Annotated in this window: 23 protein-coding genes; 17 read left to right on the forward strand and 6 right to left on the reverse strand. The window is 61.0% G+C overall.

From position 1 onward, the window contains the following. Positions 1–96 precede the first annotated feature (96 nt). From M1E02_RS05905 to M1E02_RS05985, 17 genes are all read left to right on the forward strand, one after another. On the forward strand, positions 97–1131 hold the full coding sequence (locus M1E02_RS05905; protein ID WP_479377185.1) for a 3-oxoacyl-ACP synthase III family protein: 1035 nt from the start codon (positions 97–99) through the stop codon (positions 1129–1131). Further along, positions 1128–1925, forward strand: coding sequence for a glycosyltransferase family 2 protein (locus M1E02_RS05910; RefSeq protein WP_479377186.1), 798 nt, complete (start codon positions 1128–1130; stop codon positions 1923–1925). The genes M1E02_RS05905 and M1E02_RS05910 overlap by 4 nt, the downstream gene beginning before the upstream one ends. Then, the gene (locus M1E02_RS05915) at positions 1922–3091 is read left to right on the forward strand and encodes a cytochrome P450 (protein WP_479377187.1); all 1170 of its coding nucleotides are present in this window, start codon (positions 1922–1924) and stop codon (positions 3089–3091) included. The genes M1E02_RS05910 and M1E02_RS05915 overlap by 4 nt, the downstream gene beginning before the upstream one ends. Then, entirely contained in the window at positions 3084–4835 is a 1752-nt protein-coding gene (locus tag M1E02_RS05920) for a class I adenylate-forming enzyme family protein (protein WP_479377188.1), read from the forward strand. The genes M1E02_RS05915 and M1E02_RS05920 overlap by 8 nt, the downstream gene beginning before the upstream one ends. Before the next feature lie 8 nt (positions 4836–4843). Next, on the forward strand, positions 4844–5776 hold the full coding sequence (locus M1E02_RS05925; protein WP_479377189.1) for an NAD-dependent epimerase/dehydratase family protein: 933 nt from the start codon (positions 4844–4846) through the stop codon (positions 5774–5776). Between the two features lie 7 nt (positions 5777–5783). After that, positions 5784–6611, forward strand: a complete 828-nt coding sequence (gene map, locus M1E02_RS05930; protein WP_479378076.1) for a type I methionyl aminopeptidase — start codon at positions 5784–5786, stop codon at positions 6609–6611. Between the two features lie 99 nt (positions 6612–6710). Next, positions 6711–7244 (forward strand): hypothetical protein, encoded by a 534-nt coding sequence (locus M1E02_RS05935; protein WP_479377190.1) that lies wholly within the window; start codon positions 6711–6713, stop codon positions 7242–7244. Positions 7245–7248: 4 nt separating this feature from the next. Continuing rightward, a complete protein-coding gene (locus tag M1E02_RS05940; RefSeq protein WP_479377191.1) occupies positions 7249–7866 on the forward strand; it encodes an RNA polymerase sigma factor in 618 nt (205 codons plus the stop codon). Continuing rightward, entirely contained in the window at positions 7854–8405 is a 552-nt protein-coding gene (locus tag M1E02_RS05945; RefSeq protein ID WP_479377192.1) for a hypothetical protein, read from the forward strand. The genes M1E02_RS05940 and M1E02_RS05945 overlap by 13 nt, the downstream gene beginning before the upstream one ends. A 24-nt stretch (positions 8406–8429) precedes the next feature. Next, complete coding sequence (locus tag M1E02_RS05950) at positions 8430–9383, forward strand: P1 family peptidase (protein WP_479377193.1); 954 nt, start codon at positions 8430–8432, stop codon at positions 9381–9383. A gap of 168 nt (positions 9384–9551) precedes the next feature. Further along, complete coding sequence (gene infA, locus M1E02_RS05955; protein ID WP_009358723.1) at positions 9552–9773, forward strand: translation initiation factor IF-1; 222 nt, start codon at positions 9552–9554, stop codon at positions 9771–9773. 69 nt (positions 9774–9842) lie between these two features. Next, positions 9843–9956 carry a 50S ribosomal protein L36 gene (gene rpmJ, locus M1E02_RS05960; RefSeq protein WP_009358722.1) on the forward strand — a complete coding sequence of 38 codons (114 nt, stop codon included), beginning with the start codon at positions 9843–9845 and terminating at the stop codon, positions 9954–9956. A 182-nt stretch (positions 9957–10138) separates the two neighbouring features. Further along, a complete protein-coding gene (gene rpsM, locus M1E02_RS05965) occupies positions 10139–10516 on the forward strand; it encodes a 30S ribosomal protein S13 (RefSeq protein ID WP_011692780.1) in 378 nt (125 codons plus the stop codon). Positions 10517–10561: 45 nt separating this feature from the next. Beyond that, on the forward strand, positions 10562–10963 hold the full coding sequence (gene rpsK / locus M1E02_RS05970; protein WP_018773682.1) for a 30S ribosomal protein S11: 402 nt from the start codon (positions 10562–10564) through the stop codon (positions 10961–10963). Between the two features lie 134 nt (positions 10964–11097). Further along, complete coding sequence (locus tag M1E02_RS05975) at positions 11098–12108, forward strand: DNA-directed RNA polymerase subunit alpha (RefSeq protein ID WP_056626606.1); 1011 nt, start codon at positions 11098–11100, stop codon at positions 12106–12108. A 76-nt stretch (positions 12109–12184) separates the two neighbouring features. Further along, positions 12185–12778: a 50S ribosomal protein L17 gene (gene rplQ, locus M1E02_RS05980; protein ID WP_479377194.1), complete on the forward strand. Its 594-nt coding sequence runs from the start codon at positions 12185–12187 to the stop codon at positions 12776–12778. 31 nt (positions 12779–12809) lie between these two features. Continuing rightward, positions 12810–13700 carry a tRNA pseudouridine synthase A gene (locus tag M1E02_RS05985; protein ID WP_479377195.1) on the forward strand — a complete coding sequence of 297 codons (891 nt, stop codon included), beginning with the start codon at positions 12810–12812 and terminating at the stop codon, positions 13698–13700. Between the two features lie 26 nt (positions 13701–13726). Here the strand turns inward: M1E02_RS05985 and M1E02_RS05990 are convergent, their stop codons facing one another. From M1E02_RS05990 to M1E02_RS06015, 6 genes are all read right to left on the reverse strand, one after another. Beyond that, entirely contained in the window at positions 13727–14779 is a 1053-nt protein-coding gene (locus M1E02_RS05990) for a signal peptidase I (protein WP_479377196.1), read from the reverse strand. 3 nt (positions 14780–14782) lie between these two features. Next, positions 14783–15352, reverse strand: a complete 570-nt coding sequence (locus M1E02_RS05995) for a SipW-dependent-type signal peptide-containing protein (protein WP_479377197.1) — start codon at positions 15350–15352, stop codon at positions 14783–14785. Then, a complete protein-coding gene (locus M1E02_RS06000; protein WP_479377198.1) occupies positions 15349–15960 on the reverse strand; it encodes a signal peptidase I in 612 nt (203 codons plus the stop codon). Before M1E02_RS06000 ends, M1E02_RS05995 begins: the two co-directional genes overlap by 4 nt. Continuing rightward, positions 15957–16511, reverse strand: a complete 555-nt coding sequence (locus M1E02_RS06005) for a hypothetical protein (RefSeq protein WP_479377199.1) — start codon at positions 16509–16511, stop codon at positions 15957–15959. The genes M1E02_RS06000 and M1E02_RS06005 overlap by 4 nt, the downstream gene beginning before the upstream one ends. Positions 16512–16534: 23 nt before the next feature. After that, positions 16535–17077 (reverse strand): alternate-type signal peptide domain-containing protein, encoded by a 543-nt coding sequence (locus M1E02_RS06010; RefSeq protein ID WP_479377200.1) that lies wholly within the window; start codon positions 17075–17077, stop codon positions 16535–16537. Positions 17078–17231: 154 nt separating this feature from the next. Then, the gene (locus tag M1E02_RS06015; protein ID WP_479377201.1) at positions 17232–18962 is read right to left on the reverse strand and encodes a sensor histidine kinase; all 1731 of its coding nucleotides are present in this window, start codon (positions 18960–18962) and stop codon (positions 17232–17234) included. Positions 18963–18990 lie beyond the last annotated feature (28 nt).

Genomic DNA, 18990 nt, shown 5'->3' on the forward strand with positions numbered 1-18990 from the left:
CTTTGGCATCAGGGCGGGGGCAGTGGCCGCGGACGGTCCGGTGTTTTTCCGGAACCGACGGAACGTTCCAGACAATTCGAAACGGGGAAGCGCTTCATGAGTCGAGTCCTCCCTGCGGCTGCCAAAATTTCCGGGCTCGAAGTCTATGTGCCCCCGGGCCGCTTGGACACGGAGCAACTGGAGCAGAAGCTGTCCACGTCCAGCCCCGGCTTCCGGGTCCCCAAGGGAATGATCTCGAGATTGACAGGGATCAGGACCAGATCAGTTATGGCGGAAACCGAGCAGGCCTCTGACCTTGCAGCCATCTCTGCCGTCAAACTGCTGGCAAACAACGGGCTTGAACCGGTCGACGTCGATCTCCTCATCTTCGCGTCGGCCAGCCAAGACATGGTTGAACCGGCCACGGGTCACATAGTGGCCGCTAAGCTGGGCCTCTCATGCCCGGTGATGGACGTCAAGAACGCGTGCAACAGCGTCCTCAACGGACTGGAGGTTGCCGAGGCCCTCATCCGGACAGGGCGATACCGGCGGATACTCCTGGCCAGTGGCGAATCTCCGTCCCGCGCTGTCAGGTGGGCGGTTCCCGATTCCCAGACGTTTGCCTCAGCCTTCCCTGGTTACACCATGAGCGATGCCGGGTGCGCGATGTTGCTGGAACCGGCCAACCCCGATGACAGTTCGGGGTCAGGAATCCTGGGGCTCGGCTTTGCCGCCAAGAGCAGCCATTGGGAGGTTGGCACGCTGGCGACGGGCGGTTCCGTTTCACCGCGGGATCCCGAAGCGACCTACTTCTCTATGGATGGCGAAAAGCTCAAGGATGCGTTCTTGGATCTCGGCAGGGGAATTTTCGATGAGACGCTGGACGGCCTAGGGCTGACCTGGTCCGATTTTGCCGTGGTCTGCGTCCACCAGGTGAGCGCTCCCTACCGGGACATATTTGCCCGTGGTGCCGGTGTGCCACAGGACAGGCTCGTCAGGACTGTGGAAGAGTTCGGCAATATGGCATCAGTGAGTCTTCCCCTGCAGTTGAAGATGGCACAGGATCTTGGGAGGTGCGGCTCCGGAGACCTCGTGGCTCTTGTTGGCCTTGCCGGAGGCGTAAGCCTGGGAATCGCAGTGGTGCGCTTATGACGCAGGCAGGCATTGAGCCAGTCCCGGACAAGGACGCGAAAGTGCATCCGCTTTGTGTGGCTGTTCCAGCCTTGAATGAACAGAAACTGATCAGCCAGACCCTTGAGGCCATGGCTGCCCAGCTCCACAAGGATTTCACACTGGTAGTCGTGGACAATGGATCCACCGACTCCACCACGGCTGTAGTTGAGGAATTTGCGCGGCGGCATCCCGCCATGGACATACGCCTCATCCGGGAGCCCCAGAAGGGGACCGGGGCTGCTGCTGACACCGGCATGCGTTTTGGGGCAGACAACGGGGCCCGCTGGCTGGCCCGGACGGACGCTGATTGCTTGCCTGCGCCCGACTGGACGTTCCGGATTATGAAGGCGTTCGATGACGGCCTGGAAATGATAGCCGGTCAACTGAACCCCAGACTTGATGAAGGCCTTGGTCTTCGCCGGCGCTGGCTTATGCTGCTGGCAGTGGAAGTCGCCTCCTTTTTTGGGCGCATTCGGCCCGGCAACAAGGGAGCCGGTTACCTCGGGCCTTATCAGATGCTGCCGGGCTGCAACATGGCCATTACCGCGGACATGTACCTCCGCTCGGGCGGATTTCCCCGTACCAGTATCGAAGAACTGCACGAGGACAGGGCATTGTCCAACAGTGTCCGTAAGCTCACCCGTGCGTACGCGCTCCGGCGGGACGTTGTGGTGTTCGGCTCCTCACGCCGCGTCATGGCCTGGGGGTTGCCCAACACCCTCGCCTGGTACGCAGACCATCGCTTTCGTCCCGACCACGTCGACATCCGATGACAGCCCTTGCCTCCTGGGAACGGCGCGTACAGCGTGGGGCGCACCCGCTCGCCTATCCGTTGATCCGCGCGGTGGGGACAATCCGACCGGTTTTCCGGCTTCCGGGTCTCGGCGTGCTGGTCAGCGAAGCTTCACTGGTCCGGGAAGTCCTCATGGACGCGAGCTATACAAAAGCCGGGGCCAAAGCGTCCGGGGCCTTGTGGACACCGGTGGTGGGTCCGCGTGCATTGCTGAACATGCACGGTGAAGAACACCTGGACTTGCGGCGCCGCCTGAATGCACTCTTCACCCCGCGGGCCGTGGAGGATATCGTGGCGCCTGCAGCAGCACGCCTCCGGGAGAGATTGGCCACGGGGCTGGAGAACGGGGCGACCGTCGAGTTTGTGGGGCTGGTGAAGGAACTCTCCGGGGGAGTCATCAGCAGATTGCTCGGCATTCCTGACGACGCCCCCGGCCGGCTCCCGGACGGCGAATTTTTCAACCTTGCGTCGTCCATCACCTCAGTGGTGAGGCTGGGCCGGGCACGGCTTTCGGCACCGCAGGTAGCCAAAGCAAAGGCCGCCGTCGAACTACTTGCCGGTCCTGTACGCCAGGCATATCGCGACGATGACCCGGACACGTTCCCCGGCCGGCTTCGTGTCCTGGATCTGAGCGAAGACGAGGCGGTGGGGATCGTCAGTGCCTTTGTGATCGCCGGGACGGAGACCCTGGTGTCCTACGTCCCCCGGCTCGCCGCTCTGCTTTACGACGACGACAGGCTGCCTGCCCTGGCTGCCCAACGCACCGGGCTCCCCGGGATCGTGAACGAAGGGCTCCGCTTCACTGCACCGTCGCCGATGATGCTGCGGGAGGCGAGCAACGATAAATGGCTGGGCGGCGTAAGGATCAAGCGCGGCGAACGGGTCATGCTTTCCACTGTGCATGCGGTAAAGAGCCTTGGCGGCTTTGATCCCGGGATGCCGATTCCGGCTGCCGCCCGCCAGCTCTGGTTCGGCGCGGGAGCGCACTTCTGCATCGGAATGCCGCTGGCTATGGCTGAAATCAACGCGTCGATGACCGTCCTGCTCGATGAGTACAGCAGCCGACCCTGGACCATTCAATCCCGGACCATCAGCCGGAATGTCCTTATTCCAGGCTACAAATCATTGGAGCTGGTCCGTGCATAGCGAAAAAGGAACCCGTGAACAGCAGAGGCCCGAATCGGGAACTGAAACTGACCTGATTGCGGCCGTGTACGAGTCGGCGTCGAAGTACCCCGACAATCCGGCGCTCACAGCACCGCCCAAACGGAACGGCAAGACCGGAAAAACTGTCAATTACCGGGAGCTTGCAGCCGGCATTGAGTCCACAGCGGCGGCCCTGCACAGGGACGGGTTCGGACCAGGCGAGCGTATGCTTTTCTCCGTACGGCCCGGTCCCGCTGCATTTATCCTCGCCTTGGCAGCAGTCCGCGCAGGCGGGTCCATTGTCTTCATCGATCCTGGCGTAGGTCCTGAACTCTTTCGGAAAAGGGCTTCCCTCGCCTCGCCACGCTGGGCTGCCGCCGAGTCACTCCTATATGCGCTGAGCGCGCCGGGTCCCCTCCGCCCGCTGGCGCGGCGCAGGGGACTGCTCCTTCCAAATTATGGGGCTATGAAGGTCCGTCACTATCACTCGGGGCCTTGGCTGCCAGGAGTTCCTTTGAAGTCCAGGAACGTCCGCGAGCTCTCCAAGAAGGGCTACTCCGGCGACGGCGGGACTACCGGGGGGTTCGCCACTTCAGATCCGTTGGTGGCAGCGGCTGATCCCGGGCAGGAAGCCGTCGTCATCTTCACCTCGGGCACCACTGGCCATCCCAAAGGCGTGGTCCATAGCCGCGGAACCTTGGCGGCGGGCTTCCGGCAGTTGAGTACGCGCTGCACATTCTCTGCCGGTGACCGCATCCATTCCGAGCAACTGATGATGGGCCTCCCTGCGTTGATTGCAGGGGCGCACTGGACCATGCCGGCCTACGGTCTTTCCGCCCGGATTGATCCGCTGCGGTTCGCCGCCGAGCTAAGCGCATCGGCCGCACACCGGGGCGCGGCCTCCTACGGACCAGCGAGCCATGTTTTTCTCGTGCCATCGCAGATGGCTCCAATCCTTGACGCCATCGAAGCCGGACAGTTGTCTTGGCCTGCCACTCTGAAGACGGTCATGCTGGGCGCTGCACCCGTTCTGGCCTCGTTTCTTGAACGGGCCATGCGGCTTCTCCCGAATGTCGGCTTTCACTGCATCTACGGCATGACCGAAGTACTTCCCATCGCCATCGCCGGGGGAAGGGAGAAACTGGATTTCGCCTCCGGGATGACTGCCGAATTCCGAACAGAGGGCGGCTTAGGGGAAGGTGACTACCTCGGTGAGCCGCTACCGGGGGTCGAAGCAAGAGTTGCAAAGGACCACGAACTGATGCTCTCGGGCCCGAACATGTGTCTGGGCTACCTCGGCGAGGAAAACATGACAGAGATGGCAACCGGAGACCTTGTCCGGCTGGATCATAGTCCCGATTCCCCTGATGGGGCCGGAGGTGGCCGCACGGCAAGGCTTGTCATGCTCGGCCGTAAGAAGGACATGATTATCCGGGGGAAGACCAACATTTATCCTGGCCTTTACGAGCCCCTTATCACTGGCATCGATGGCGTAGCCCAGGCAGTGCTCATCGGTGTGCCAAATGCCATTGGCGATGAAGCGGTATGCCTGGTGGTCGAGCTCAGTCGCGGTTATTCGCCTGAGGATGTTAAACGGACCATGGAGCGGGAGCTTCCCCTGTTGATTGACGAATCTGCCCTCCCCGATCGGATAGAAATCATCCCCAAACTCCCGGGTTCCGGAAGGCACAACAAAACAGACCGAGTGGCGCTGCGGGCATTGTTTTCGGCGAGCCTCCAGTGAGGATCGCGGTGACTGGGGCAGCGGGCTTTGTCGGGGGAGCCATTGCTGTCGCCGCCGAGGCACGCGGCTGGGAAGTGGTTCGGTATGGACGGCGTCCGCTGCCGGGCCACAGCGTCTGGGACCTGAGCGAAGGCCCGTTGCACTCACCCCCTGCTGTGGACGCCGTTGTCCACGCTGGTGCGCAGGTGGGGGACTGGGGTGCCCCTGAACCATTCCATAGGGTCAATGTGCTTGGCACCGGGGCAGTGGCAGCCACGTTCCCCGACGCCCGCCTGGTTCACATTTCCAGCTCCAGCGTGTATCCGTGGTGGAAGCCGTGCGTGAACAGACCCGAAGAACCGGTCTCCGGCCGCTACCTCAATGCCTACTCTTCCTCCAAAGCATTGGCGGAAGGAGTTGCATCCAAGCATCCACGTGCCGTGATGCTCCGGCCGCACGGTGTTTACGGCCCTGGTGACAAGACGTTATTGCCGCGACTGATTGGCAATGTGCGTCGAGGCCGGATACTTGCTGTCGGGAACGCCAACGTCCTCCACCAACTGACGTCCATCCAGAACCTGGCTGAAGCCGCACTGGCTGCCTGCACTACAGAGATCACCGGAGCTGTGAACGTCGGGGACAGCCATCCTGTGGCCTTGGGCGAAGTCCTTCGTGAAGTTCTCGACGCAACAGGGAATGCCGACGTCGAACTTGCCTTTGTTCCTTTGCCCGCCGCAATGTTTCTGGCCGCGTCAATGGAGGCAGTCGCAGGAGTAACCCGTAAGGCGCCGCGGCTGACCCGCTATGCCGTGAGCCAACTGGGCTTCCAGCGCACTTACTCCCTCGCCCGGCTCCGCGATGAACTTCAGGTCCGGCCTGTTTCGAGCTGCTTCGCGAATGCGGGAGAATGGATCAGAGAAGAGACCCGGGATGACGGACATCCTGCAGAGACGAAGCACTGAGGTATCCATGGCATTCGGCCAGCCCCGCATTGAATACAAGACCGACGCCCAGATACGCACCATGTACCAGGCAGGGCTTGTTCTAAGCCGCGCGCTCGATGCAGCTGCCGCTGCCGCCACTGCCGGCACCACCACCAAGGAGCTTGACGAGGTGTTTGCCGCTGTCCTTAACGAGTCCGGTGCCAAGTCCAATTTCCTGGGCTATCACGGGTTCCCGGCGACCATCTGCACCTCCGTCAATGAGGAAGTGGTGCATGGGATCCCGGGCAGCCGCGTCTTGCGGGACGGCGACATCCTCTCAATCGACGGCGGCGCCATTGTGGAAGGGTGGCATTCCGATTCCGCACGCACCGTCATCGTCGGAACGGCCGATCCCGCCGATCAGCGCCTCTCGGATGTGACAGAGACAGCCATGTGGCACGGGATAGCGGCCCTCGCAACTGGAAAGTTTGTCGGTGACGTAGGTGCCGCCGTAGACGACTACGTCACTTCTGTGCCGGGTAAACCGCTCGGAATCCTGGAAGACTACGTGGGCCACGGCATCGGCTCTGAGATGCACATGGCTCCGGATGTTCCCAACTACAGGACGGGCCACCGGGGGCCGAAGATCCGCCCCGGCCTCTGCCTGGCCATCGAACCAATGCTCGTCCGGGGCGGCATTGACACCGCCGTGCTCGACGACGACTGGACGGTGGTCACCACTGACGGCCAGCGCTCCTGCCAATGGGAGCACTCCGTTGCAGTCCACAGCAAGGGGATCTGGGTTCTTTCCGCTCCCGACGGCGGTGCGGCGCGACTGGCGCCGCTGGGAGTAGTTCCCACCCCGATTCCCTGAGCCTGAGACTTTTTCCCACCCCGGGACATTAACCCAATAGCCGGCCGTTCAAGTGGGCGGCGGCATAAGGGGGAGGGGGCCCATGGGTAAACTGGGGAAATGTCTGTTCGTCGCGGTTCATTGAAGGCTGTCCTGGCAATCGTCGCTTGCTTGTTCCTTGCAGCAACCATGACAGCAGCAAAGGATCCTGCATCCGCTGCCAAGTACTGCTCAGCGGATGTCATCAAGCAGAAGCTTCAATGCCATGACACGCCTGAGGAGCTAAACCGATCACTGGAGCTTGCCGGCGTGGATGCCGGTAAAGCGGATAAAGGCAAAGGCGCATTGCGGCTGAAGTCAGAAGCAGCCGTACAGGCGACGTCTGTCATAGGCACTATTTATGACAACTCCGGTTATGGGGGCGGTTATTTGAACATCGTCGGAAACCCGTGCTGGTCGGGCTATACAGGTTTCATCAACCTGACCTGGACAGGTTGGAATGACCGGTTGTCCTCCTTCATCGGCGGATCGGGCTGCCGCTTGTATCTTCACGAACATTCGAACGGTACAGGGGCCGGTTACGGCTGGGCAGCATCCTCATCCTGGGTTGGCGCCCTGAACGATCGCACTTCCTCCATCAGCTTCTCGCCCTAGGTAAATGGCAGGTTTTTTCAGGTCTCGGACCAGCGAAGGGCCGGGCGATCCTGACAACGAAGCAGAATTGCTCAAAGGGCTTGTAAAGCGTGATGAGAGTGCCTTCGGCGAGGTCTACGACCGGTACGCTGACGGCGTTTTGCGATACCTCGTGAAGTTGACAGGCAGTATCCCCGCTGCGGAAGAGCTGGCACAGGAGACGTTTTTCCTGCTGTGGGAGAAAGCAAAGACCGTGAGCCTCGTTAATGGCTCTCTGCGTCCGTGGATTTTTTCCTCAGCCAAATTCCTGAGCTACAACCACAACCGGAAACACGGGAACCAGCCGACAGCTGACATTGACGAGCTGGATGCCGGCAAAGCATTGGTTGCCTGCTCGGCGGAGAGCATCGTGGTCACCAATGACCAGATTTCCCGGGTCATGGCTGTAGTAGCAACATTGTCTGTCCAGGACCAGGCCGTATTCCGGATGTTCTTCCTGGGCGATGTGCCTCATGCACAGATTGCCGCGGCTACAGGGATCACCACAGCAGCTGTTAAGAACCGCGTACTGCGCATGCGTTCCAAAATAAAAGAACTGTTTAACGAGACCGAGGGGGAGGTGACTCAAAAATGGAGGACCTGAGCGAGAGCCGTGAGCGTGTACGTGCCGCGCTGACCAGCAGGATCAGCGCGGATCTGCGCCGTCGGCGCCAGCGCAGGAACCGCGTCGTAGGGGTCATCATGACACCCTTGGTCCTCGCCGCTGCGACGGCTGGATTCTATATCCTCAATGTGACGCCGGAGCAGGCGAAATACAGCGCTTTCTGCTATTCGGGTCCCTCCGCCAAGTTTTACGCTGAAGAAGTCGTTTTGGCTGCTGGACGTCCTGAGGACAACACCAAGGCCGTCGATCCGATGGAGCTTTGCAGCTCGTTGTGGCGTGATGGCAGAATCCAGCCCGGAGCCACCGTTCGTCCCGCACCGAAACCGCCTGAAACTGCGCCCCCGGAGCGGTCGAAGGTACCCGAGCTGGTCAAGTGCATAAGGGAAGACTGGCGATACGCCGTCCTGCCGGCCCCGGAAAACGTCCCGATATCAACCGAGAAGTTTTGCCCGCAAGTGGGCATGCGCCCGGCCACCCTCGACGTCGAGAAGATGCTCCGGGAGCAGCAAGGCAAATAAGGGCACGTGGAGCACAATGGAGCCATGGGAGCCATCACTGACGTCACTGGTATACGGGTAGGCCAAGTCCAAAAGTCCGGCGATGGCTGGTTAAGCGGGGTGACAGTGATCCTGCCTCCGCCCGGGACTGTTGGCTCGGTTCACGTCCAAGGCGGAGGTCCGGGCACTCATGAAACAGATGCGCTGGATCCCACCACGGTGACGTCCTTCGTTGACGCTGTAGTCCTTACCGGCGGAAGTGCATACGGTCTGGTCGCAGCCCATGGCGCCCAGCGCTGGTGCGAGGAGAACGGCCGGGGCTTCGAAGTTCCCGGGGGTGTTGTTCCCATCGTCCCGGCCGCTGCCATCTTCGACCTCGGACGGGGCGGTGACTTCCAGGCCCGCCCGGATCAGGCAATGGGCTACGAGGCAGCAGCGGCTGCCTTCGCCCAAAACGACGGGCACGAAGTCGAACGAGGCAACGTAGGAGCCGGCACCGGAGCAGCCATGGCCCGCACATACAAAGGCGGAGTAGGCACGGCCTCCATCACCCTGGAGAACGGTGTTGTAGTCGGAGCCCTGGCGGTAGTGAATGCGCTGGGGTTGCCGTTTCTAGCAGGCGGTACGGGCGGTGAGGCTGGCACCGAGCGGACGGGGGCGGAGTCGCAGCAGCTCAACACAACGCTCGTCGTCGTCGTTACGAATGCCGTCCTGGACAAGGCTGAGTGCAAGCGGACGTCGTCGGCAGCTCATGCGGGCATCGCGCGGGCGCTGAATCCGAGCCACACCTTGGCCGATGGGGATACCGTGTTCGCGCTGGCGACGGGGGAGATCAAGCTGGATCGGAGCAGTGAGGAGGCCCGGATGCTGAGTCTCATTACGCTGCAAAGCGCGGCAGCCGACGTCGTGCGTTTAGCCATTCTGGATGGGGTTAACTGCGCGGAGAGTGTCAGCACCCTGGCGGGGGATTTTGCTGCATTTAGGGGCACCGTGCGCTAACATGGCAGGATTTAACATTTGCGCCATCATGGCGTAGTGTTGTCTGTTGGTTGTCTGCCCTGTTGCGCCCTTTTGCGGTCGCTAGGCGATGGCCAATCAATCAAAAAACGTTCACAGTCATGCCCGGTGCAATCCGGAGGGCTGTGGCAACAACAGTTAGCGGAGGATATGGCCAAGAAGGACGGGGTCATAGAGATCGAAGGCGTTGTGACCGAGGCGCTGCCCAATGCGATGTTCCGTGTTGAGCTCACCAACAAGCACATCGTACTTGCACACATCTCTGGAAAAATGCGTCAGCACTACATCAGGATTCTCCCTGAGGACCGGGTAGTGGTGGAGCTGAGCCCTTATGACCTGACACGTGGTCGTATTGTTTATCGCTACAAATAAGCTCTGGGCGGCAAAGGCATCAGCCGGAAGCCGCTCCAGTGGTCCAACTGCAACACGCAAAGGAACGCCATGAAGGTCAAGCCGAGCGTCAAGCAGATCTGCGAAAAGTGCAAAGTGATCCGCCGTAATGGCCGGGTCATGGTGATCTGCGAGAACCCGCGCCACAAGCAGCGTCAGGGCTAATTTCCTTCTGGAAATCCCTGGGTTGCTAACCCACGCAAGTAAATAAAAGGCAGCACAAGCTGAACCGGGACATCGAGTAATAACGAGCCTGGACAGCTAACCCCCGGTCGGAGGCTGGGGCCGCACAGAACGTGCGGGTGTACTGCCTACGACCTCCGGTTTATTCAAGGAGCACTGCCACTATGGCTCGTCTCGCTGGCGTAGACATTCCCCGCGAAAAGCGGCTGGAAATTGCGCTTACTTACATCTACGGCGTGGGCAAGACCCGTGCACACGAAACCCTGGCTGCTACCGGCATCAGCGCTGACGTTCGGGTCAAGGACCTGACGGACGCGCAGCTGGTTGAGCTGCGTGACTACATTGAAGGCAACTACAAGGTTGAGGGTGACCTTCGCCGCGAAGTAGCAGCTGACATTCGCCGCAAGGTTGAAATTGGCAGCTACGAAGGCCTGCGCCACCGCAAGGGCCTGCCAGTACGCGGACAGCGTACGAAGACCAACGCACGTACCCGCAAGGGCCCGAAGCGTACCGTCGCCGGCAAGAAGAAAGCCGGCCGCTAGAAATAGCTGCTGACTTTCCCCAATAAACTTTCTGTAGGAGAAATAATGCCCCCGAAGACTCGTGGCGCGGTTCGCAAGCCGCGTAAGAAGGACAAGAAGAATATCGCGCTTGGCCAGGCGCACATCAAGAGCACCTTTAACAACACCATCGTGTCCATCACGGACCCGAACGGTGCTGTCATCTCCTGGGCTTCGTCCGGTGAGGTTGGATTCAAGGGCTCACGTAAGTCCACCCCGTTCGCTGCCCAGATGGCTGCCGAAGCTGCTGCCAAGCGTGCACAGGAGCACGGCATGCGCAAGGTTGACGTTTTCGTCAAGGGACCGGGATCCGGACGCGAGACCGCTATCCGTTCACTGCAGGCCGCTGGCCTCGAGGTTGGGTCCATCCAGGACGTAACCCCCAGCGCCCACAACGGTTGCCGTCCGCCGAAGCGCCGCCGCGTCTAAGGCTGTTCCCAGCAGCGTGAGCTTGCCCGGACCGTAACAGGTCCGGGCAAGCCCGCCCGCTTTAAGTCTTTAGACCGAACTTTCCACCACCTGTGTTGCGTCATATAGCGGATGCTCGCCGAAAGGAAACCTAAGTGCTCATTGCACAGCGCCCCACCCTCTCCGAAGAGGTCGTCTCCGATAACCGCTCCCGCTTCATCATTGAACCGCTGGAGCCGGGCTTTGGATACACCCTCGGAAACTCCCTCCGCCGTACCCTGCTCTCCTCCATCCCCGGCGCTGCTGTCACCAGCATCCGGATCGATGGCGTGCTGCACGAGTTCACCACGGTTCCGGGTGTCAAGGAAGATGTCACCGAGATCATCCTGAACATCAAGAACCTTTCCGTGTCCTCCGAGCATGATGAGCCGGTTGTTGCTTACCTGCGCAAGCAGGGCCCGGGAGTCGTCACCGCCGCGGACATCGCTCCGCCGGCCGGCGTCGAATTCCACAACCCGGATCTGCACATTGCCACGCTTAACTCGAAGGGCAAGTTCGAGCTCGAACTGACCATCGAGCGCGGCCGCGGCTACGTTTCGGCAGCTCAGAACAAGTCCGGCGACGCCGAGATCGGCCGTATCCCGGTCGACTCGATCTACTCGCCGGTGCTGAAGGTTACTTTCCGCGTGGAAGCCACCCGTGTTGAGCAGCGCACTGACTTCGACAAGCTGATTGTCGACGTCGAGACCAAGCAGGCAATCGCTCCCCGCGACGCCGTTGCTTCCGCAGGCACCACCCTGGTGGAACTGTTCGGTCTGGCCCGCGAGCTGAACACCGCAGCTGAAGGTATCGAGATTGGCCCGTCGCCGACGGATGCTGCCCTGGCAGCAGACATGGCTCTGCCGATCGAGGATCTGGACCTCACCGTCCGTTCCTACAACTGCCTCAAGCGTGAGGGCATCCACACCGTGGGTGAACTCGTTGCCCGCTCCGAGGCTGACCTGATGGACATCCGTAACTTCGGTGCCAAGTCCATCGATGAGGTCAAGGCAAAGCTGGTTGAACTGGGCCTGTCCCTCAAGGACTCGCCTCCCGGTTTCGACCTGGCAGCCCGCGCCGCAGCCATCGAAGAGGACGACGCCGCGTTCAGCGACGACGAGCTCTAACAAGCAGATCTTGGCCAGCGGGCCGGCGCACCACGTTGTGCTCGGCCCACTGGCTTTCATATGAGGAGAAACAATTATGCCTACCCCCACTAAGGGTCCGCGCCTCGGAGGCGGCCCGGCTCACGAGCGTCTTATGCTCGCGAACCTGGCAGCAGCACTGTTCGAGCACAAGCGGATCACCACTACGGTGACCAAGGCCAAGCGCCTGAAGCCGTACGCCGAGCGCTTGGTGACTTTCGCCAAGCGCGGTGACCTCGCTTCCCGCCGTCGCGTACTCGGCCTGATCAGCAACAAGGGCGTCGTCCACGAGCTGTTCACCGACATCGCCAAGGCTGTGGAGAACCGCGACGGCGGCTACACCCGCATCACCAAGATCGGCAACCGCAAGGGCGACAACGCCCCCATGGCTGTCATCGAGCTGGTTCTTGAGCCGGTTTCCGCCAAGCAGGCCGTTGTAGCCGAGGCTACCAACGCTGCCAAGCGCGACGCCAGCAAGAAGGAAGCAGCTGCTGCTCCGGTTGCTGAGGAAGCTGCTGAGGCTGAGGTTGTTGAGACCGAAGCTGTTGAGACCGAAGCTGCTGAGACCGAAGAGGCACCTGCCGCTGAGGCCGAGACTGCTGAAGCTGAGACCGAAGAGGCACCTGCCGCTGAGGAAAAGGACGCGAAGTAATTCGCTAAAACCTTGGCTTAGACTTAAGTCTATGAACGACCAAAAACCCGCTGCCCCCGTTTTGGGGGACAGCGGGTTTTTGCGTATACGGCTGGATTTGGCGTACGACGGCGGGCCGTTCAGCGGCTGGGCAGTACAGCCCGGAATGCGAACCGTTCAAGGCGTCCTGGAGGAGGCCCTGGCCCTGTTGATCCGGCGGCCCGTACGGGTGACAGTTGCCGGACGCACCGACGCCGGAGTGCACGCCCGTGGTCAGGTGGTGCATCTTGATCTGACTCAAGCGGAGTGGCTGGGTCTGAACCGCGGTGCTGAACTGGATCCCGCCCTCGCCCTTCTCCGGCGCCTGAGAGGAGCCCTCAGCAGGGGCCTGGGTGACCTCACGGGGGCCATTGAAGTCCACCGTGTAACCCTGGCGCCCGAAGGCTTTGATGCCCGTTTCTCTGCCCTCTGGAGGCGGTACAGCTACCGCATCGCCGACGGTCCGGCACTCTGGGATCCCCTGGGCAGGTACTCCACCTTGTGGCACAAAACACCCTTGGACGTAACCCTGATGAACGAGGGGGCCGCCAAGCTCCTTGGCCTGCAGAACTTCCTCTCCTATTGCAAACCCAGGGAAGGTTCCACAACTATCCGGGAGCTCCAGCGGTTCGAATTCGCGCGGGGGAAGGACGGCGTCATTGTGGCAACGATCCAAGCCGACGCCTTCTGCCACAATATGGTACGTGCACTGATCGGATCGGCCCTTTACGTAGGCGAAGGAGTCGAGTCTCCAGGGTGGCTGTATGAGCGGCTGCTGCTGAAGAAGCGTGATGCCAGGTCCGTCTTAGCCGCCCCGCATCCGCTCGTCCTGGAGGAAGTTGCCTATCCTTCGGACAGTGAACTGCTGGCCCGCGCCGAACTTACCCGGGCGCTGCGGACGTAGCCGCAGCGCCCGGGGGCAGGTGCGGTCTAGGCGCACCGCAGCTTTGCGGGGGTCAAGCCAATAAACAGGATGTTCGTCTCAGGTGTGTAGGTGACAACTCTTGTGGCGGCTTGCGACGTCCAAAGGCCCAGTTTTGAGAGTCCCCGGAAGGTTACGTTGGTGGTCTGATTAAAGGTGAATGCAGAATGGTCAGCGTCTACCAAGTAGTTGACTGAACCCCCTGCTGGCCAGGTTCCGGTAGTCCAGGTCCTGACCGGCACTGTGGAGTTGAGCTCGTAAAGGGTAGCGGCGCCTCCGGGATGAGTCAGAGTCAGCGTCACGTTGTAACTTCCGGAATTTGTGCATGACAGTGTTGGTGCCTGCAGGGACATCGCCGTAAAGCCGGCCGAGGCGGAGGCTGCGTCCAAAAAGGCAGCCTGGCTGGGGGAGCCGGTCAGCAGGGCACCTGCCGCCACCAACGCGAGACTCGCCACCGAGGTTGCTGCCATCCGCTTGCTACGGCGGCCGGCTTTGCGCCCTGTGCCGGGACGTGAGGCCAAAGCGGTGGCGGGTTCGGCATTCCCGCTATCGTCGTGATCTTCCGGCCGCTCATCGGCGCGGTTGATACGAGCCGATCCGAAGGCCAGGTACAGGAGGAAAGCGGTGAAGAGGCCGCCCACAAACATAGCTGCAGGGCTACTGAGCCACGCCACCACGTAACCAAGCACAGGTACGGCAAGCACCAAACGGTCAGCCTTGGAAACGACATACCGCTCCGAGTCGGCAACCTGGTTGGCATCTCCCTTGATGGTTACAGTTGCTGACCCACTACCTGCCTCCGAGGTCACAACCCGGTGGGTGATCCGGACTCCCGCAGAGTTCTCGACACTGATGACGTCGTTGCTGTGGATCTCTTCTGCCTCGACGGGAAGGCTGATCCCCAAAGAGCCTGTAGGAATGGCCGGTGACATGGAACCCGAACGGAACACCAGCGGCTTAGCACCAAGCAGCATTCCGGCAAGGGCCACCAGCAGGCAGAGTGTTCCCAGAATTGCGCCAACGGTGAGCAGGTTGTTTTGGAGCGGTGACAGCTTACGCATCTGCTAGCTCCCCATGCTGCCGGTAAACGTGAATGTGGCGGCGGAGGCGGCGCCCTGGAGTGCATTGGAGGCGGTGGAAGGCAACTTCACCAGCAGGCAGAGGCTTTCCGTGCTGGCTGCCGGAAGGCTTCGTGCGGAGGAAATGAGCGTCCCCGTGAGCGGCAGATCCGCCGTTCCCAGTAAAGTACCGCTACAGGTTCCGGTCGCAGCGTCGTTGCTTGCCGTCCCTCCCGAATAAACAGTGACCTTCAACGCCGCGCCCAAGGTGCCTGTACCGGTCCCGGCCAGGGTGTATGACAGCGGCACGGTACCGGAGTTGGAGAGTGAGATCATCCCGGCTTTGCTCACCCCCGGATACATGGCCGGCATGTCCAGCGTGGTGAGTGCCACAGTATCTGTGAATGGCCCCTCCGGCAGCGTGCCCAACTTGAGGTCGAGGGTGCCTGCACTGAAGGTGGCCGTGGCTGAGGACTCATCGGTCCAGGCCGCAAGTGTTCCAACAGCGCCAAGGCCCAGGACCATTCCCAAGGACAGCAGGGCCTTGAGTCGAACGCTTCCATTTCCAAAGTTCATGACGTTTCCACCGTTCCGGGAAAAGCGGAGACCTTCCCTTTGGGCTTGCGTGTATCCAGCATTGCACTGACGCCCATGAATGCGGCGTATCCGAAAAGCAGCACCGCCACGGAGCCCACGGCCCAGATGCGCTGCTCGCCGGTCATCCAGGTGTTCGCGTAGCCGGCGAAGGGAATGCTGTACCAGACGACGCCCCGGATCTGCCCTGCCTTGACCGGATTTTCGTCCGGTTGAGGGTTGGCATCCCCCTGTGTGGTGAAGAGAGTTTCTCCAGCCAGGGTCTGCGATACGGAAATAATCCTGTGAGTGACCACGTCAGGCTCACCTGAACGGAGCTGGTAGGTGATGGCATCGCCGACTTTCAGGAGCCGGGCTTCAATTGGCTTCGTGACCACAAGGCTTCCGGGGGCCATGCTGGGCCGCATGGACCCGGTCAAGACGGTGTACGGCGTTGCCCCGGCGGCCCTCGGCAGGCCGATCATTGCCACAAGCAGGGCCGCAACGGTCAGCAGGAGTATCCAGGATGCGGTCTGCAGGATCCACCACAACGGACCCGTCGACCGGGATGTTGAAGTTGGCTCGGATGCCGAAGGCTTCGTCGTGGTCATGGTTTCTGGTCACCCCTGAAAGTGAACGTCGCCGTCGTCGAACCTGACGCGGCGGTGATGGGCGCATCAGCGTCGAGTCCGATTTCGATGCAAAGGGATTCAGAGGACGACGGCGCCAGGTCCCTTCCGGTGAACGTCGCCAAAGCGCCCATTGGTGCTTGGAAAGGAAGGCTTGCGTCCTGCGTTTGTGGAGCGTTGCAGCTGACATCGTCCGTAACGGTGAGGCGAAGCGAGGCAGCCAGCGCATCATCGGCCGGGCCGGAAGTTGAGGTGGTGACGGCTGTGAGACCGTAAACCATGTCAGTGCTTCCCGTGTTACTGATGGTGAGCGGAGCGCGGAGAGACTGTCCCGGGACAAGATTGCTGGCATTCAGCGCCGTGAATACGTACGTTCCTTCCTGGCCTCCTACTTGAAGCACCAGGCTGCCCGAGGTGATGGATCCGGCGTCGACCCTGGCCTGACTGTGCCACAGGGCGCCGGTGGTGCTGGTCGATGCGAGGAAGACGAGCGCCACCATCCCGGCAAGCGCAAACCCCAGGCTCTTAGTCATCCCAGTCATCGCCCAGCCGGGTGTTAGGCCTGCTCCAGCTTCACGGCGATTTGTGAGAGATCGATGTATGCGTCCTGCCCTACGAGATCAGCCACGTCATTGAAGACCACGGTCACCACAACATTGATGGTGTAGGTGCCTGCAGCATCGAAGGTGATTTCATCGCCCACCACATCCAGGCCCGTGACACTCTCAGCGTCAGAATCCATGGTTACGTCAACGTAGTCCACGGACACCCCTTCCACTGTTGCAGCGAGAGCGGAGTCATCCAGCGTGAGTTCACCCTGCAGGTTGTCGCCCGTTGCGGTGACAGTGACAGCCGTGGTGTATGTGACGGTATCGCCCGGCACCATGGCGAAATCCTGAATGTCTGCGATCGTGCCTGTTGATCCGGCAGTTGCGTCGGCCCATATTCCGGGGCCGAGCGCCAGAGTCAGTTCGCCGGTGGAAACGCCGCCGGCGTCGAGAGTCTTGGACTCTTCCCACAGAGCGAAGGATCCTGCTCCCCCCAGGAGCAGGATTCCCGCCGCGCCAGCTGCTACGGCACCTTTAGTTGCTTTATTCATTTTGAGTCCCCCCTGAGACCTTCTTACCGCTGAGACCTTACTGCGGGACCTGAGCGTCCCGTTGCAATAATTGTTGCGATCCCGACTCAAGGAGCCCTTGAGTTCTTCCCAGCGTTGACGCAGGAATGCTCAAGAGTCAGTCAAAACAACCGGACTAGGGCTGCGCAGGGGGCCCGTCCGTTGGAAGGGCCACCGTGAAAGTGCTGCCGGCGCCGGGTTTACTGATGCATGAGATTTCGCCGCCGTGGCGTTCCACGATGGCTTTCGTGATTGACAGCCCCAGCCCAACCCCTGGAATGCTGGCCTCTTTGGCTGCAGCGCTCCGGTAAAACCTGGTGAAGATCCGCGAAGTTTCGGCCTCCGTCATGCCCATCCCGGCATCCTGGACCTGAAGCCTTACCCAGCCCTTTTCCGAGCGTGCCGAAACCTTCACGTGGCCTCCACCAGGGGAGTACTTGATGGCGTTGGAAACGAGGTTGTCCAACGCTTGGCCGATCCTCAGGGGATCAACATGCACCCAAAGAGGGGCAGGGACGTCCGTATCCAACTCCACGCGGGACCGCTCAGCATGGAGATGGGCCGAGCCGATACTGGACTCCACCAAACCCGCCAGATCCGTTTTGCGAGGGTAGATATGGGCCGCTGCGGATGCGGAAACCAATAGGTCGGAGACCAGGGCAAGCAGGCGCTCCGCGTTCCTCTGTGCGACTTCGAGGCGTTCCACTGCCAGTGGCGACAGCGCCGTTTCGTCCTCAAGCACCAGATCCAGATTGCCGATAACCGCGTTCAAAGGGGTCCGGAACTCGTGCGAGACGTTCGCAACGAATTCATCTTTGGCCGAGATGGCCTCCACCAGACCTGTCACGTCGTTGAACACGACGACGGCGCCGTCGAATTCGCCGTCGTCGTTTCGAATTGCCCTGGCCGCGGTGGATACGGCGCGCTGGCGGGGGCTCTCACCAAACCATACGAGGTGATCGGCGAAGGTCTCCCCACGGATTGCCCTCTCTACCGGGTGCCTGTCGGGAGGGAGGGGAGTCTTGCGGTCCTGGCTCAGGAGCAGAGGCTGTGTCTGTTCCTTGTCGTTTCGGGCCGGATGGTCACCGTTCCCGGCAGGGTCAGCGTTGTGGGTTTGGTCAGCCGGACGGGCCGCGGACTCAAAATGATTCTGCTGATCGTTAACCAGCAGGACTTTTCCATCAGCATCAACAGCAATAATTCCCACATCAACTGTGTCCAAAATTGTGTGCAGTAGGCGCTCATTCTCCTTGCTCACGGCAAGAAGATTGCGCATTTCCGCCTCTTGGGATTCGAGACGGCGTTGCTGAAGCCTCATATTTACGCTTGCGAAACGAACGGCCAAGGAAACAGCCAGCATCATGAAGGGTAACAGCACGGCTGTGGTCATATCAGCCGGCGTGATGTGCGGAATTTTCGCCAACAGACTAGGCAGTCCAATGACAGCGGGCCCGAAAAAGCTCAGTATTATGCCTATTTTGGCGGCCATACCTGAGGCGGACAGCCAAATAACAGGAAATATTGCCAGTACGCTGAGTCCCTGCAAATTCGGCGCAGCACCATTGCGGCTGAGCCCGATGGCCACAAGGTCCAGGATGGGTATGGCCAGCTGGGCATGCGCACCCAACCGCTCCCAGGGAACCAACAGGCAACCCGCAAACAACAGGGCGTGTAATACGAGTGATGCAACGAACAGTTCGCTTGTGAGCACGGCCGGCCATGCGGCCGGTGCGGCAATAACCAGAGCCACAACGATGACCGTCAGCGGCAGCTGGCACAACGCCACCTGAGCACGTGGCCCGAGTCTCCGGAAGTACCGGTCAACCGTGCGCGCTATTAGGCGGTCACTCGATTCTTTATTTTGCATTTGGTGTCATGATAAATGACTCGGGGCC

This window comes from Arthrobacter sp. Z5-13 (assembly GCF_056499105.1).